The organism is Corynebacterium sp. HMSC075F02 (assembly GCF_001838335.1).
GTDB classification, from domain to species: Bacteria; Actinomycetota; Actinomycetes; order Mycobacteriales; family Mycobacteriaceae; genus Corynebacterium; species Corynebacterium jeikeium_D.
Genome location: NZ_KV836314.1, coordinates 10,501 through 25,654, shown reverse-complemented (window position 1 = coordinate 25,654; position 15,154 = coordinate 10,501). Strand labels below are relative to the sequence as shown.

Here is a 15,154-nt window from a genome sequence, read left to right as displayed (position 1 = left end):
ACTGGTCACAGTGCTGCCACAGTACGGCTACTCGCTGTCGTCGCCTTCTTCGTCGTCCTCGTCGTCATAGTCGCCATCGTCATAGAGGTCATCATCGTCGTCATCGTCATCATCTTCCCCGTCCAAGGAGGCAACGTGATCAGAGTAGATATACTCCGCGTACCCGTCATCGACGGGTGCCAGCTGATCTTCCCATTCCTCTGCGCGGTCTACCACGAGCGCAAGGACATCCATCAGCTTGTCAAAGTCCTTGAAGGTGCCCAGCGTCAGAACCTCATTGCGCAAGGTCTGGATGTCAGAGTAGAGGTCAGCGAACATCTTGCGACGGTCATCATCGGTGAGAACCGTTTCGGTGTCCGAGTCCCAGAACTCTGCGATGGCCTGGTCGACAATGTCGTCCAAGTTCGCGTCCTGAGAGATGAAGCGGACGTGTGCGCTGGGCTCGTTGTTGTGGGCAGTTACCAAAACCTGCACCAACGAGGAGGTACCAACTTCGGAGGTAACCAGAGTTGCCTCTTCGGGGTCCTGTTCAAACTCCAGGTCAGCAATGCGGTCATCGTCGCCATCGAGCAGAGTGCGAAGCAGGCCAACAACCTGGTCAGTAGCTACATGGTGAGCGACTGCTGCGACGGCGTCTTCGACGGAGAATACAGCGGAGACCAGAACAGCTTCGAACTCGTCGTCCTCATCATCCACATCGGCAGCGGCTACGTAAACTTCGGCAGCCGGGATGTCCTCATCAATGGTGACGAACTGAACCTCCAGGTCAGAGGTAATGGGAACGAAGAGGGTGTCATCGTTGACACGACTTTCAATGCCCTCGCGGTCCAGTGCCGCAGCAATCTGCTCGAAAAAGCTCATGGGTGGAATCCTCCCTTGAAAGATAATTGGCCTCTACCCGCAGCCAATCGTAGCGACAAACGCGCAATCATGGGGCGGCTCATGCCCCCGACAATTGTTGCGAAAGATCACGCCGGCAGTGCGCGTGCTACATCAAAGCCGCCAACGCGGCCGGTTGAGGGGCAGGCCGCCAGCTGTCGATTCTCGAAAACAGAGCGCTCAGTAGCGTGCCCAGAGCTGATGGCGTTCCTCACGCGAACGTTTCGGACACGAGACACACAGATCGGCGTCTGGGCTGTGATAAATCATGCAGCAAGTAGCTCTCTCCAGGTGAGTAACTACATCGAAGTCCGGTTCTTCTCCCGATTCAGCAGCGGCTTCATCCCAGGGGCGCACCTCGCCTCCACAGGAATCCATGAAACGAGGAAGAGGGACCTTATGTACTCGCTGTACTCCCTCAACGACATGTTTGCCAATAAGCGCTCCGCGCCAGGGCTCCATCAGCTCATTACCGGCGGATATTGCGGCATTAGCTACGGCATCGGCAGCCACGGCCCAAAGAGGAGCAGGCTTGATTTCCCCGACTTCTCCAACAACCTGAGCCAACGGCTCCAAGAAATGGGCCAGTGCTTCGCCGGAATCCTTCAGCTCATCCGCATCCTCAGCAGAAATGCTTTCAAACTGTTGAGCTTGGAACCCGACCCAATAGTCATCTCGGAGAAATGTGAACCAAGAAGACCACTGCCACACTGGAACTCGATCGGAAACCAACACGCATGCCAGCGATGGCCCTACCAATGCTCCGCACATGGACCACCACCACAACTGGGCCTGGAAACGGGTATCCACCTCAACCTCGGGCATGGGAAACAGCCTTCTCCCGGCCTCAATTCCGGCGGCTACAGCTTCGGTAGAAAGGTGCCACTCCGCAGCGCCGTCGTGAGGCATGACATCTGCGGAAAACCGAGGAAAGTCCGCCAAAAGCTGGGAGTACTCGGGAGGCAATGCGGCGCCCCGCATGACATCGTTCACCAGTCTCGCCCTTCTATCCGCTGTGGTAGTCGCCGTACACGTGTCTATTTTTCCACCGACTACGGAATTTCCCCACAGCTCAGTAGTGTTTATATGGGCATATGGCTCTCAACGGACCCGTTTAGGAGGTCTACTACTTTGTTCCAAAAGACGAAGAAGGATTCAACTCGCACAGTAACTGATGCAGTGAACTCAACCCCCGAAGCAATCGAACGTGATGCCGGAAAACTGGGAACCCTTCTTATCCAAACCCTGGATAAGACCATGAGCTGGCAGTCATCTGCCATCACCGGGTACGTCAGTTCCCTGCACAAGCGCAAAAAAGATGAAACTCCGGCGCAGGTACAGGAACGTATTGATTCCCACTACCTGAACCTGGTCACCGGCACCGGTGGTGCAGCTGGCGGCAGCGCAGTTCTTCCCGGCGTCGGCATGATTACGGGCTTGGCTGCGGTTACCGGTGAATCACTGCTGTTCCTGGAAGCATCAGCCTGGTACACACTGGCCTCAGCAACCCTGCGCAATATTGACATCACCGATCCACAACGCCGTCGCACGCTGATTCTTGCGGCCATGAGCGGTTCTGAAGGGACAGCTATTATGGCCTCCCTGCTTGGCGAGGAATCGCTGCGGAAGCAGACCAAAACTTCCGTGAATTCCCTACTGCCACGGCTTGGCGTTCCGCAGCTGGGTGCAGCAAACCGTCTGCTAATTCGCGAGGCACGCAAGCGCTTGATGAAGAACGCTCGTCTGGCCATCATCGGCAAGATTTTGCCATTTGGAATTGGCGCCGTGGTTGGGGCCTCCGCAAACCGCAAGCTCGGTGGCATTCTTATCAGTTCCACTCGCGCATCTCTGGGCCCACTTCCCCAGGATTGGTCGGACTTTGAACGAAAGCTACCGGCTAAATCCAACACCTCTGAAGACTCGAAGAAGGACTCAAAGTCATCGAGGTTCTCTATTCCCTCGGCGCTGAAGTGGCCGAAGAAAAAGAAGAATAAGTAGTTCCTCTTACCCCGATTACCCTTCAGCGACGTTTTTCAATGGAAGAGCGGTACCCACCATGGCCCAGAGCAAACCCCTCAGAACCTCTCCCATGAAGTTCTTGTGGAAACAGTCTCTTCACAGGCCGCTACCGCTCTATGGTGTCGTTGTTGCAGCGCTAATCGTTGTCGGGGTGGAGTCCGTACTTCCGCTTCTCACTAGAGATGCCATTGATGTGGCAACGGGCTCTTCCGATGGCGGTGTCCCCGCGCGCCTGCTGCCTTCCCTAACTCCCCTGCAGGCAGTCATTTCCGTATTTCTGGCCATCGCGTTAGTACGCTTCATCGCCCAGGTGGGGCGCAGATTCTTCTCCGGCAAACTCTCCATTGATGTTCAGCACGACCTGCGACTAAAAATCCTTCGCTCCCTACAAAACCTCGATGGTCCAGCACAAGACCGAGTCAACACAGGCCAGGTTGTATCGCGGTCAATTTCCGACCTCCAGGCGGTGTCCGGACTACTGGCGATGTTGCCGTTGACGCTGGGGTCCGTCGTCAAGCTGTTCATCACTATCGGCATCATGCTCGCCCTCTCGCTGCCCCTGACGCTGGTCGGCCTCGCCGTGGTGCCAGCGATTGTCTACATTGCAGTGAATTCGCGTGACAAACTCCATGCCGCAACCTGGGCTGCCCAACAGCAAGCAGGCGAGATTGCCGGACAAGTCGAGGAAACCGTTTCCGGCATCCGTGTTGTCAAGGCGTTTGCGCAGGGTGACAACGAAGTTGTGAAGATGGAGCGTAACTCGTCTCTGCTCTATTCCCTCCGCCTGCGAGCGGCAAAACTCAGCGCTCGATTCCAACCGGCGCTGCAGTCGTTGCCGCAACTGTCCCTCGTCGGAAATATCGCGGTCGGTGGCTGGCTAGCGATTCACGGACACATCACCCTAGGCACGTTCGTAGCTTTTGCCACGTATCTCACCAGCCTGACTGCCCTGTCGCGTCTGGTCTCCAACATGGTCATCTCGATACAGCTGACGTCGGCAAGCATCGACCGCATTTCCGATGTCATCGACGCCCGACCAGACAACCCCGAACCCACCGACGCGCTTCCTCTCCCCGACGGCCCCGTTGGCATCAGCTTCAACCACGTCACCCACAGCCGTGGCGGACGCACGCTTATCGACGATGTCTCATTCTCCGTCGCGCCAGGGGCGACCTTAGCGTTGATTGGCCCACCGGGGTCCGGAAAGACTATCGCCACGGAGTTACTCGGCCGTCACTATCTGCCGGATTCGGGAACTATCACTATCGATGCGCCCAGCCACGGCACATCCACAGATACCGCGCGCATTCTCTCCAGCGACGTATATGACGCTATTACTGTCGTTCCGGACTCTCCTTATCTATTTGCGGGCACGTTGCGTGAGAACATCGCATTCGCCAATCCCGCGGCGTCCCAGGAAGAGATTATCGCCGCAGCGACCGCCGCCCAGGTCAACTTCGTCGACGACCTGCCTCAGGGGTGGGACACAGCCATCGGCGAGCGCGGGCATAATCTCTCCGGCGGACAAGCTCAACGCGTGGCATTAGCACGGGCATTCCTCGCCCGTCCTCGAGTTTTGGTTCTCGATGACGCAACCTCAGCAATCGATGCTGCAACTGAGTTGGAAATCTTCAACGCGCTGACCTCACAGCTGGCAGATACGACTATCGTCATCGTGGCGCATCGATCTTCCACTCTCGAGCAGGCGGACCACATCGCCATTTTCGAAGACGGTGCCATTACCGGCATTGGAACCAAGGCCGAACTGATTACTTCTCATCCGCGCTTCACCGAGCTGATGGACATCGACCAGAGTGCCTACCCCGAAATCGAAAACCTCGTTCTCGACCCCATCGACAGTGAGGACCCCAGCCCCGAGGAACTCTGGCCCGACGAATCCGCACCAACCTCCGACGACTCCACGTCAGACACCTCTGCGCGGCTTCCCAGAGACGCCACTTCTCAAATGACCCGCGGGGTAGGCCAAGCCGGAGGCGGTCCAGGTGGACCCGGTGGCCCTGGTGGTCCCGGTGGTCGCGGCGGCGGGCGTGGCGGCATGGGGGCGGCTCTCGCCAATGCTCCTGCGACGCCAGAGCTTCTCGAGCGTGTGCGAAACCTCCCACCCGCTAGCGAAAAACCGCGTGTACCAGCTCGAGCACTCGACAACTCCGAGCCTTTTTCTCTGCGCCGGCTGCTCTCCTACGTCCGCGGCCTATTTATAAGCGTCATTGCGCTGCTGGCCCTCATTGCCGTTGCCGATCTCGCGTTCCCCATGCTCGTGCGCTACGCCATTGACCACGGCATCCGTGAGCACAATGAAGCCGTGTTGTGGGCCTGCGCCGCAGGCGGTTTGGCGACAGTCCTCATCAGCTGGATTGCCGTAGCCACAAATGCTGTTATTACTGCGCGCACTGGTGAGCGGCTGCTCTATGCCCTGCGTGTGCGCTGCTACCGCCACCTGCAGTCGCTTGGCATTAACTACTTCGAGGCCAATCGCTCGGGTGCCATCATGACGAGGATGACAACCGACATCGACGCGCTGTCCTCCTTCCTACAAACGGGATTGGCAGAGGGCGCGATTGCCACGTTCACTCTGCTCGGTGTCTCAGTGCTGTTGCTTGCCACACAGGTGTCACTCGCCGCGGTGGCGTTGGCGTCCCTTCCCATCATTGTGGTGGCCACCCTGGTATTCCGCCGAATCTCCTCGCGCTTATACAAGGCTGCACGCGAGCAGCTCTCCTTGGTCAACGCTGATTTTCAGGAGACCATTGGTGGGCTTCGCGAGATTCAGATGTACCACCGTGTCGCCGATATCGAATCTTCCTTTGCCGAGGAATCCAACAAGTACCGCGCAATCCGTCAGCGAGCGCAGCTGGCCGTGGCTCTATTCTTCCCCGGCATCAACTTCGTCTCTGAGTTGGCAACAGCCGCGGTATTGGCTGTCGGTGCCCAACAGGTTGCTTCGGGAACCACGACGCCCGGCGTACTCGTCGCCTTCACGCTGTACCTAGGAATGCTCTTTGGCCCGATTCAGCAGCTGTCCCATGTTTTCGACGGCTACCAGCAGGCGAAGGTCGGCCTCAATCGCATTGATGACCTCCTACAGACCGCCCCCATGCCAGATCACGGCACTACTGACAGCGCGTCCCGCGCAGCTGCTGGCGACCTGCGCTTAGACAAGGTAACTTTCTCCTACTCCGCCGCCGACTCTGAGCACGAACGCCCGCAGGTTCTCGATGCTCTCGATTTGCAGATTCCTGCCGGAGAAACAGTCGCAATTGTCGGATCCACGGGCGCCGGAAAATCAACAATCATTAAGTTGTTTGCTCGGTTCTACGATCCAGTTGACGGTGTGGTGCGAGCCTCCGAAACTGACATCCGCGACTTCCCTCTTAACGATTGGCGACGCACCCTCGGCTATGTCCCCCAAGAATCACACCTGTTTTCGGGGACAGTAGCAACAAATATTTCCTACGGTCTACCGGACAGCAGTCATGCTGAAATTCAGCAGGCCGCGAAAAACGTCGGTGCCCTCAGCACCATTGCCAGCCTGCCCGGTGGCTTCCACCACCCCGTCGGCCCAGATGGCCGAGGGCTCTCCTCCGGACAGCGTCAGCTCATCGCACTCGCTCGTGCCGAAATGATGCGTCCTGAACTGCTGCTTCTCGACGAAGCCACCGCGACACTCGACCCTGCAACAGAGTCGGCAATCCTTGAAGCCACTGACCGTGCGTCGCGTCAACGCTCGGCAATTATTGTGGCCCACCGCCTGGCTACAGCGGCTCGGGCCAACCGGATTTTGGTACTTGACCACGGGCGTATTGTCGAGGACGGCTCCCATGACGAGCTCCTAGCGGCGGGTGGCCAATACGCAGAGCTTTGGAGCAAGTACCATATGGGGAGCGCGACGGTGTAGTAATTCAGAATTTTCGTTATCCTTGAATGACACTTTGACACTTGCGCTAATTAGAATAAACGTGAGTTAGTAAAACTAAGACGAAAAGAGGCGAGTACCTGCCGTGAGCAGCGACATGAGCTTCGGCCAGAACGAATGGCTGGTCGACGAGATGTACCAGCAATTCCAGAAGGATCCACAATCTGTGGGTCAGGAATGGCGCGAATTCTTCGCAACCCACACCCCGTCCCAAAAGGGCGAGGACCTTTCCAATATGGCAAAGCCAGCAGCAGCCACGAAGGAGGAAGCTAAGGCAACCGGACGTCGTGAATCCAAGGGGGTCGAACCAACTAAGACCCCGAACAAGCCGGCGTCCCCGAAGCCAAAGAAGTCCCCAATGGATGCAGCAGCCAAGGTTTCGGCTGTTGAATCCGGCGAGGAGCCTCTGAAGGGCGTCGCACGGGCTATCGCTAAGAACATGGATGTCTCCCTGGAGATGCCGACCGCTACGTCGGTTCGCGATATGCCGGCACGTCTGATGTTTGAAAACCGCACCCTGGTTAACAATCATCTGGCACGCGCCCGCGGTGGCAAGATTTCCTTCACCCACATCATTGGTTACGCCATGGTGAAGGCTGTCATGCTCCACCCGGACATGAACAACAACTACAAGGTGGTTGACGGCAAGCCAGTTCTGGTTACCCCGGAGCACATTAACCTCGGCCTGGCTATTGATATGCCAGCTAAGGACGGCTCTCGCTCGCTCGTAGTTGCCGCTATCCGCGAGTGTGAGACCCTGACCTTCAAGCAGTTCGTCGACGCCTACGAGGACATCGTCGTTCGTGCTCGCCACGGCAAGCTGACCGGTAAGGACTTCCAGGGTGTCACCATTTCCCTGACCAACCCGGGCGGCATCGGTACCCGCCACTCCGTCCCGCGCCTGACCAAGGGCCAGGGCGCGATTATCGGTGTCGGTTCCATGGATTACCCGGCTGAGTTCGCTGGTGCTTCCGCTGACCGTCTGGCAGAGATGGGCATCGGCAAGCTGGTGACCATCACCTCTACTTACGATCACCGCATTATCCAGGGTGCAGAGTCCGGTGAGTTCCTGCGCACGATGAGCAACCTGCTCGTCGACGACAAGTTCTGGGACCACATCTTCCAGACCATGCGCGTCCCCTACACCCCAATCCGTTGGGCACAGGATCTGCCGAACACGGGTATCGACAAGAACACCCGCGTTATGCGTCTGATTGAGGCCTACCGCTCCCGCGGTCACTTGCTGGCTGATATCGACCCGCTGCGTTCTGACCAGCCGAGTGATTCCGCTCCGAACCACGCTGACCTCGATATTGAGGAGCACGGTCTGACCCTGTGGGATCTGGACCGTACCTTCAACGTCGGTGGTTTCGGCGGCAAGGAGACGATGACGCTGCGCGAGGTTCTCTCGCGCCTGCAGAACGCATACTGCCTCAAGGTCGGTTCCGAGTACGCTCACATCCTCGACCGCGAAGAGCGCGAGTGGCTGGAAGAGCGCATTGAGGGCGGCCAGCCAAAGCCGTCCCACGCTGAGCAGAAGTACATCCTGCAGAAGCTGAACGCCGCTGAGGCATTCGAGAACTTCCTGCAGACCAAGTACGTCGGCCAGAAGCGCTTCTCCCTTGAGGGCGCAGAGTCGCTGATTCCGCTGATGGACTCCGCCATTGACACCGCTGCTGGCGCTGGCCTGGATGAGGTCGTCATCGGTATGCCACACCGCGGTCGACTGAATGTGCTCGCAAACATCGTCGGCAAGCCACTGCGCCAGATCTTCACCGAGTTCGAAGGCAACATCGACCCGGCACAGGTCGGCGGTTCTGGTGACGTCAAGTACCACCTGGGTACTACTGGCCGTCACATCCAGATGTTCGGCGAGGGCGAGATTGACGTCACCCTGACTGCGAACCCGTCCCACCTCGAGGCCGTCAACCCGGTCGTTGAGGGTCTTGCTCGTGCACGCCAGGACAAGATCAACAAGGGCGAAGAGGGCTACTCCGTCATGCCGCTGCTGCTGCACGGTGACGCATCCTTCGCCGGCCTGGGCATTGTCCAGGAGACCCTGAACCTCATGTCCCTGCGTGGTTACAAGGTCGGCGGTACCGTCCACATCGTGGTGAACAATCAGATTGGCTTCACCACTTCGCCGGACTCCGGTCGTTCCTCCTACTACGCAACCGACATCGCCAAGGCATACGGCTGCCCGGTCTTCCACGTCAACGGTGACGACCCGGAGGCTGTCGTCTGGGTCGGCCAGCTGGCTGTTGAGTACCGTAACCGCTACGGCAAGGACGTCTTCATCGACCTGGTCTGCTACCGCAAGCGCGGCCACAACGAGGCCGATGACCCGTCCATGACTCAGCCGCTGATGTACAAGATCATCGACGAGAAGGAAAGCGTTCGTGCTCAGTACACCGAGGACCTCATCGGTCGCGGTGACATCTCCGAGGAAGAGTACGAAGCAGTACGCCGAGACTTCCACGACCAGATGGAAGCGGTCTTCAACGAGGTTCGCGCAGCTCAGGACGCAAAGCCGGGCGAGCAGACCGGTATCGCCGGTTCTCAGCCGCTGCCGCACGGTCTCAAGACCGGCATCGACAAGGCTGAAATCGTCGAGATTGGTCAGTCCTACGTCAACCTCCCTGAGGGCTTCAAGATTCACCCGCGTGTTGCGCCGGTCGCTAAGAAGCGCGCGGAGATGACTCAGGAAGGTGGCATCGACTGGGGTATGGCCGAGCTGCTGGCAATCGGCTCCTTCACCGGTGCTGGCATCGACGTCCGCTTCGCAGGTGAGGATGTCCGCCGCGGTACCTTTACCTCTCGCCATGCAGTTCTGATTGACTCCGAGGACGGTTCGGAATACAACCCGATCGACGCCTACGGTAAGTCCAAGAACGGCGGCCGCTTCATGATCTACAACTCGGCTCTGACCGAGTACGCAGGCATGGGCTTCGAGTACGGCTACACCCTGGGTAACCCGGACGCAGCAGTGTTCTGGGAAGCACAGTTCGGTGACTTCGCCAACGGCGCTCAGACCACCATTGACCAGTACGTTTCCTCCGGCGAGGCCAAGTGGGGTCAGACCTCCAAGCTGATCCTGCTGCTACCGCACGGCTACGAGGGCATGGGCCCGGACCACTCTTCGGCACGTATCGAGCGCTTCCTGCAGCTGGCAGCCGAGGGCTCCTACACCGTTGCTCAGCCGTCCGAGCCGGCTAACTACTTCCACCTGCTGCGTCGCCACGTCCTGTCCGACCTGCACCGTCCGCTGGTTGTGTTCTCGCCGAAGTCGATGCTGCGCAACAAGATGGCAGCGTCTGCTGTCGAGGACTTCACCAACCCGAACAAGTTCCGCTCAGTCATCGATGACCCGAACTTCGAGTCCAAGGACAAGTCCGGCATCAAGACCCTGCTGCTCTGCTCCGGCAAGATCTACTGGGAGCTGGAGAAGAAGCGTAAGAAGGACAAGCGCGACGATCTTGCAATCGCTCGCCTGGAGATGCTGCACCCGCTGCCGCACAACCGCCTCCGCGACATCTTCGAGTCCTACCCGGATCTTGAGGAAGTCCGCTGGGTTCAGGATGAGCCGGCTAACCAGGGTCCGTGGCCATTCCTGGCACTGAACCTCCCAGAGGTTCTGCCGGATATGCCGAAGCTGACCCGCGTTTCCCGCCGTGCACAGTCCTCCACCGCAACTGGTGTGGCTAAGGTCCACCAGATTGAGGAGAAGGCTCTGCTGGAAGAGGCTCTCAAGTAGGTCTCATTGACTGGTCTTCACCAGTTAGCGTGTAAACGCTAAGGGGCTCCAACCGAACGGTTGGAGCCCCTTTCCTGTTGCTTGGGCGATCGTTGCCAGGCATCAAGGGCGAATAGTCAAAAAGCGTGTCCGGTCGGCGTGCCACCGGGTCGGCACCATTTACTACTTAGTCCTCAATGCGAGTTACTGACTACGTTTATGACAAAAATGTCCCGAAAAATGGCATGAAAGTGTCATAAACTCGCACAGTTTCACATTTGCAGCCCGTATTCACATGTGTAGCCCGCAGTTGTTGGGGAGGGTGCCGCTTCCTTCATCTGGCCTGCATATATGGGGCTTCGCGGGTCTGTTTCGTGTCCTCTGGAAAGCAAACCAAGACCCCGACTACGCCTTGTCCAGCCACTCTTGAGCGACCAACTCAGGGCTGGCGCCACCAGCCACAGCCCGGGTCATCAGCTTTAAGTCCTCAGTGCTCAGCGAACCCGCAATTTCATTGAGCACGCGGACTCGATCATCTCGGTCCAGCGCTGGCTTGACGTAGAAAGGCACAAGCCATTGCGGCAAGTCAGCCCCAGCATTGTCGGCTGACACATCTGCGCAGCCCTGTGCCATGCCCGCGTCGGTGGCCATAACTTCACCCGGCAGCGACCGCGAAAAAGCGTCGTAAACGCGGTCGCGCCACCCGCCGCTGAACTGCTTGTCCGGGGTGGAGTCGTCCGCGTATTCCTCCGCCAGTGAAGCCGCCGACGCAGGGTCGCTCAGGCCGAGTAGCTCACCTGTGCATCCGAAGGAGACCAGGACCGCTTCATTGCGTACGGCCCGCAACCGGTCGTCAGCATTGCGAATGCCGACGACCTCCGCTTGCCGCCCTATTCTCTCGAAGCTTTGCGCATACACGTACGCAAGAGCTGCTTGCTCAGGGTTGCGTAGGTCTGCCCCGACAGTCACTACCGCCTCCTGCTCGGGAGGAACGGGCATCTGCGGATCCAAATCAGAACATGCGGCAAGACCGAACCCCGTCGCCCCAGTGACCAATGCCAGGGCGGTAAAAGTGCACGCAGTAGCCGTGGAGCTACCCTTGCACCCCATTGAGCGGATGCGAAAGTGGAACCCGGCGTTCGCACGTCTAAAATCAATCATCGACACCAGCGTAACCTACGAACGGATTGTGAGGTCACCCAGAATGGGCGAAGAGAAAAGCCGCAACATCAGCGCTTCGGCGAAGGCTCGCAATCCGCGAACTAGCTCGGCCAGTCAAAGCCAAAAACCGTCGGCCACAGCAAAACCCGGTAAAACCGCTCGGGCGACGAATGCGGCTAAATCCGCAGCGAAGTCGGCTGTCTCGAAGGTGACGCGCACCAACGGCTCGTCGTCAAGCACAGGAACAGGACAGTCGAGGGCGGTGCGCGATGCCCTGCGCGATTGCGGCGTCTACATCGGCGGCAAGCGGTTGCCCGGCACCTACGACCACTTCTCCGGGCTGTCCGAGGTACGGAATTTTGGCGAGGGCTTCACGTGGCTGTCGTTGTCGCGCCCCAACGCGACACAGATGGATGCCATCGCTGAGCTTTACGGGCTGGATGAGCTGACGGTGGAGGACGCACTGACTAACCGCCAGCGTCCCAAGATTGAGATCCACGATGATCACGTGGTTTTTGTAATTCGCTCGATTCACTACTCCCCGGAAGGTCTCGCGGATGACGAAAATGAGATTATTCGCTCCGGCCAGCTGATGATTGTTATCGGCCCGGAGTACGTCATCACCATTCGCATGGGCATGCCTAGCTCGGATATGCAGCGCATTAGCGCACGCGTGGAGAACACCACCGACGCCATCGACTACGGCCCCGCGGGCGTGCTGTGGGCACTGACGGACAACCTCGTCGATGCGTACCTGCGCATCGCTATGCAGCTGGAAGATCGCGTGGAGATCATGGAAGACGAAGTCTTCGAGCCGAACTTGGATTCGGATATTGAGGACATTTACATCCTCAAACGAGAGATTCTGGAAATGCGCCACGCGATCGATCCGCTGACACCGGCACTGCGCTCCCTGATGAATCTGCGGGAAGACATCATGCCTAAGGACGTCAGCCGTTACCTTTCCGATGTGCTCGACCACCAGCTCGCCGCCGCGGACCTCGTCTCCGGACTCGACGAACGACTCTCCGCCCTCATCGACGCCGCCGCCGTGAAAATCCAGCTGCAGCAGAACCAGGATATGCGTACCATCTCGGCGTACGCGGCTATTCTCGCCGTCCCGACCGCCCTGGCCGGCATCTACGGCATGAACTTTGACCACATGCCCGAGCTGCACTGGGAGTACGGCTACTTCATCGTCCTCGCCATCATGTTTGCCATCGTGGCGTTTTTGGTGTGGGTCCTGCGCCGCAACAAGTGGCTGTAGGTACTGCTTCTGGCAGGCATCGCTTTACGACGGATACAGCAACCTACCCGCGATTCCCACCGAGCGCCCGCTGCGCCAACAGGTCACGGGCCCGCTCGGCATTGCGGGGATTGCACAGGACGTCGTAGCGACGGGCAACAATCTCCGTTGTGCTCGAGAAATCCCGCTTGCCGTTTTGCATTGCGTACGGAACTGCGGCCAGCACGATGCCGAAGATGGCGCCCATACCGAGGCCAACAATCAGCGGACTAACCCAATCCTCCTGGAAAAGCCCCAGAATCAGGCCGAAGAACAGGCCCATCCACAGCCCGTACAGCGCGCCGCCGCCGAGCACCTTCGGCCAGGTCAGCCTGCCAACCACGCGCTCCACCTGCATCAGGTCAACACCGACGATGGTGAGGTCGGAAACCGGGAACTCATCGCGATCACTGAGCGAATCCACCGCCGCCTGCGCGTCGGAGTAGTTGGTGAAACTGCCCACCGGCCACCCCTCGGGTACCTGGCGCTGAGGCAACCGGGACTTCATGCTCTGTTCCCGGCCGCTCCCCCAACCGCTGCCCGCTTCCCCATTTGCCATCGGTACTCTCACCGTTCCCTTGCAGTTGTTGTCACAGTAAAAGGTGACTCAGTTGCTGAAAATATTGCTAAAACTATCGCCAAAAGGCGTTCTATCAAGGACAACGTCAGACGATTGGCAATTGTTCCACCGACTGGTCCGCCGCCCATTCCACCGCCACCGCTCTTGCCGGAAGGGTTGGTCGCTGTGACCGTCGTAAAGCGGCAAACTACTGATTTTGTCAGTAGTTCTTTGTCTTGCGGGGTCTCACGATAAGATTCACTACATAATGTCTACGATTACTGAAGCTGAAGTTCGCACCGCCCTGGCGCAGGTCGAAGATCCTGAGGTACGTCGCCCGATTACCGAGATTGGCATGGTCAAGTCCATCTCGGTGGCGGACAACAATGACGTGGCCGTGGAGATTTACCTCACCATCGCCGGTTGCCCCATGAAAAACACCATCATCGAGCGCACCGAAGAGGCGCTGAACGGTATCGAGGGCGTTGGCAACGTCACCGTCACCACCGATGTGATGAATGACGAGCAGCGCCGCGAGTTCCGCAACGCCGTCCGCGGCACCGCCTCCGAGCCGGTGATCCCATTCGCCCAGCCGGACTCCCGCACCCGCGTGTTCGCCGTCGCCTCCGGTAAGGGTGGCGTCGGTAAGTCCTCCGTGACCGTGAACCTCGCCGCCGCGCTGGCCGCGAAGGGCCTGTCTGTCGGTGTCCTCGATGCCGACGTCTACGGACACTCCATTCCGCACATGATGGGCTCCGAGGAAAAGCCACACCAGGTCGACGACATGATCATGCCTCCGCAGGCGCACGGCGTGTCACTGATTTCTATCGGACACTTCGTCGACGACAACGCACCGGTTGTCTGGCGTGGGCCAATGCTGCACCGCGCTATCCAGCAGTTCCTCGCGGACGTGTTCTGGGGCGACCTGGACGTCCTGCTTTTCGACCTGCCCCCGGGAACCGGCGACATCGCCATCTCCGTGGCGCAGCTCGTGCCGAACGCTGAGCTGCTGATTGTTACTACCCCGCAGATGGCCGCCGCCGAGGTCGCAGAGCGCGCCGGCACCATTTCGCTGCAGACCCGCCAGCGCATCGCCGGTGTCATCGAGAACATGAGCTGGATGGAAATGCCCGACGGCTCCAAGATGGAGGTCTTCGGCACAGGCGGCGGCGAGACCGTTGCCCGTCGTCTTACCCAGATCACCGGCGGAAAGGTCGAGCTGCTCGGCCAGGTGCCGCTGGACACAGAGCTACGCGAAGGCGGCGACAAGGGCACCCCGATTGTCCTGTCCAAGCCGGATTCGGGCGCGGGCGAGGCCCTGAACGCCATCGCTGACAAGCTGGTTGTTCGTCGCGAGTCGCTCGCAGGCAAGTCGCTCGGCCTGGGCGTGACTCCGAAGTAGGCCTTCGCTTTACGACGATCACAGCGACGCCCCCTCCCCGGTAGTTTCGGTGCCGGGAAGGGGGCGTCTGCTTTTGTGGCTGCGGTGTCTGGGGCGTATGTGTTGTGGGCGCTTTCGGTGGTGCATCCATCAAAGCGGCTGCGTGCACTTACTGACTAGGTTTATGACACTTTCGTGGCAAA

Annotated in this window: 9 protein-coding genes; 5 read left to right on the top strand and 4 right to left on the bottom strand. The window is 59.0% G+C overall.

Going from position 1 to position 15,154, the window contains the following annotated elements; all coding sequences use genetic code 11:
- Nucleotides 1-27: 27 nt before the first annotated feature.
- Nucleotides 28-861: a hypothetical protein gene (locus HMPREF2920_RS07795; RefSeq protein ID WP_070643448.1), complete on the bottom strand. Its 834-nt coding sequence runs from the start codon at nucleotides 859-861 to the stop codon at nucleotides 28-30.
- Nucleotides 862-1,059: 198 nt separating this feature from the next.
- Complete coding sequence (locus tag HMPREF2920_RS07790) at nucleotides 1,060-1,872, bottom strand: (2Fe-2S)-binding protein (RefSeq protein WP_070429350.1); 813 nt, start codon at nucleotides 1,870-1,872, stop codon at nucleotides 1,060-1,062.
- 186 nt (nucleotides 1,873-2,058) lie between these two features.
- Between HMPREF2920_RS07790 and HMPREF2920_RS07785 the strand changes: the two genes are divergently transcribed.
- From HMPREF2920_RS07785 to HMPREF2920_RS07775, 3 genes are all read left to right on the top strand, one after another.
- On the top strand, nucleotides 2,059-2,877 hold the full coding sequence (locus HMPREF2920_RS07785) for a hypothetical protein (RefSeq protein ID WP_224783718.1): 819 nt from the start codon (nucleotides 2,059-2,061) through the stop codon (nucleotides 2,875-2,877).
- Nucleotides 2,878-2,968: 91 nt separating this feature from the next.
- Complete coding sequence (locus HMPREF2920_RS07780) at nucleotides 2,969-6,814, top strand: ABC transporter ATP-binding protein (protein ID WP_168168143.1); 3,846 nt, start codon at nucleotides 2,969-2,971, stop codon at nucleotides 6,812-6,814.
- Nucleotides 6,815-6,917: 103 nt separating this feature from the next.
- Nucleotides 6,918-10,586: a multifunctional oxoglutarate decarboxylase/oxoglutarate dehydrogenase thiamine pyrophosphate-binding subunit/dihydrolipoyllysine-residue succinyltransferase subunit gene (locus tag HMPREF2920_RS07775; RefSeq protein WP_070854135.1), complete on the top strand. Its 3,669-nt coding sequence runs from the start codon at nucleotides 6,918-6,920 to the stop codon at nucleotides 10,584-10,586.
- Between the two features lie 384 nt (nucleotides 10,587-10,970).
- Here the strand turns inward: HMPREF2920_RS07775 and HMPREF2920_RS07770 are convergent, their stop codons facing one another.
- A complete protein-coding gene (locus HMPREF2920_RS07770; protein ID WP_070854134.1) occupies nucleotides 10,971-11,726 on the bottom strand; it encodes a type 2 periplasmic-binding domain-containing protein in 756 nt (251 codons plus the stop codon).
- A 43-nt stretch (nucleotides 11,727-11,769) separates the two neighbouring features.
- Between HMPREF2920_RS07770 and HMPREF2920_RS07765 the strand changes: the two genes are divergently transcribed.
- Nucleotides 11,770-12,993, top strand: coding sequence for a magnesium and cobalt transport protein CorA (locus tag HMPREF2920_RS07765; protein WP_016422415.1), 1,224 nt, complete (start codon nucleotides 11,770-11,772; stop codon nucleotides 12,991-12,993).
- 43 nt (nucleotides 12,994-13,036) lie between these two features.
- On the opposite strand, the gene HMPREF2920_RS07760 is transcribed toward HMPREF2920_RS07765, so the two are convergent.
- Nucleotides 13,037-13,519, bottom strand: coding sequence for a YflT domain-containing protein (locus tag HMPREF2920_RS07760; RefSeq protein WP_042388577.1), 483 nt, complete (start codon nucleotides 13,517-13,519; stop codon nucleotides 13,037-13,039).
- 319 nt (nucleotides 13,520-13,838) lie between these two features.
- On the opposite strand from HMPREF2920_RS07760, the gene HMPREF2920_RS07755 reads away from it, so the two are divergent.
- Nucleotides 13,839-14,972 (top strand): Mrp/NBP35 family ATP-binding protein, encoded by a 1,134-nt coding sequence (locus HMPREF2920_RS07755; protein WP_049190060.1) that lies wholly within the window; start codon nucleotides 13,839-13,841, stop codon nucleotides 14,970-14,972.
- Nucleotides 14,973-15,154: the final 182 nt, after the last annotated feature.

Bases quoted from the DNA above. Each gene is read 5' to 3' on its own strand.
- HMPREF2920_RS07795 (WP_070643448.1), bottom strand. From the start codon at position 861: ATGAGCTTTTTCGAGCAGATTGCTGCGGCACTGGACCGCGAGGGCATT.
- HMPREF2920_RS07780 (WP_168168143.1), top strand. From the start codon at position 2,969: ATGAAGTTCTTGTGGAAACAGTCTCTTCACAGGCCGCTACCGCTCTAT.
- HMPREF2920_RS07770 (WP_070854134.1), bottom strand. From the start codon at position 11,726: ATGATTGATTTTAGACGTGCGAACGCCGGGTTCCACTTTCGCATCCGC.
- HMPREF2920_RS07765 (WP_016422415.1), top strand. From the start codon at position 11,770: ATGGGCGAAGAGAAAAGCCGCAACATCAGCGCTTCGGCGAAGGCTCGC.
- HMPREF2920_RS07760 (WP_042388577.1), bottom strand. From the start codon at position 13,519: ATGAAGTCCCGGTTGCCTCAGCGCCAGGTACCCGAGGGGTGGCCGGTG.
- HMPREF2920_RS07755 (WP_049190060.1), top strand. From the start codon at position 13,839: ATGTCTACGATTACTGAAGCTGAAGTTCGCACCGCCCTGGCGCAGGTC.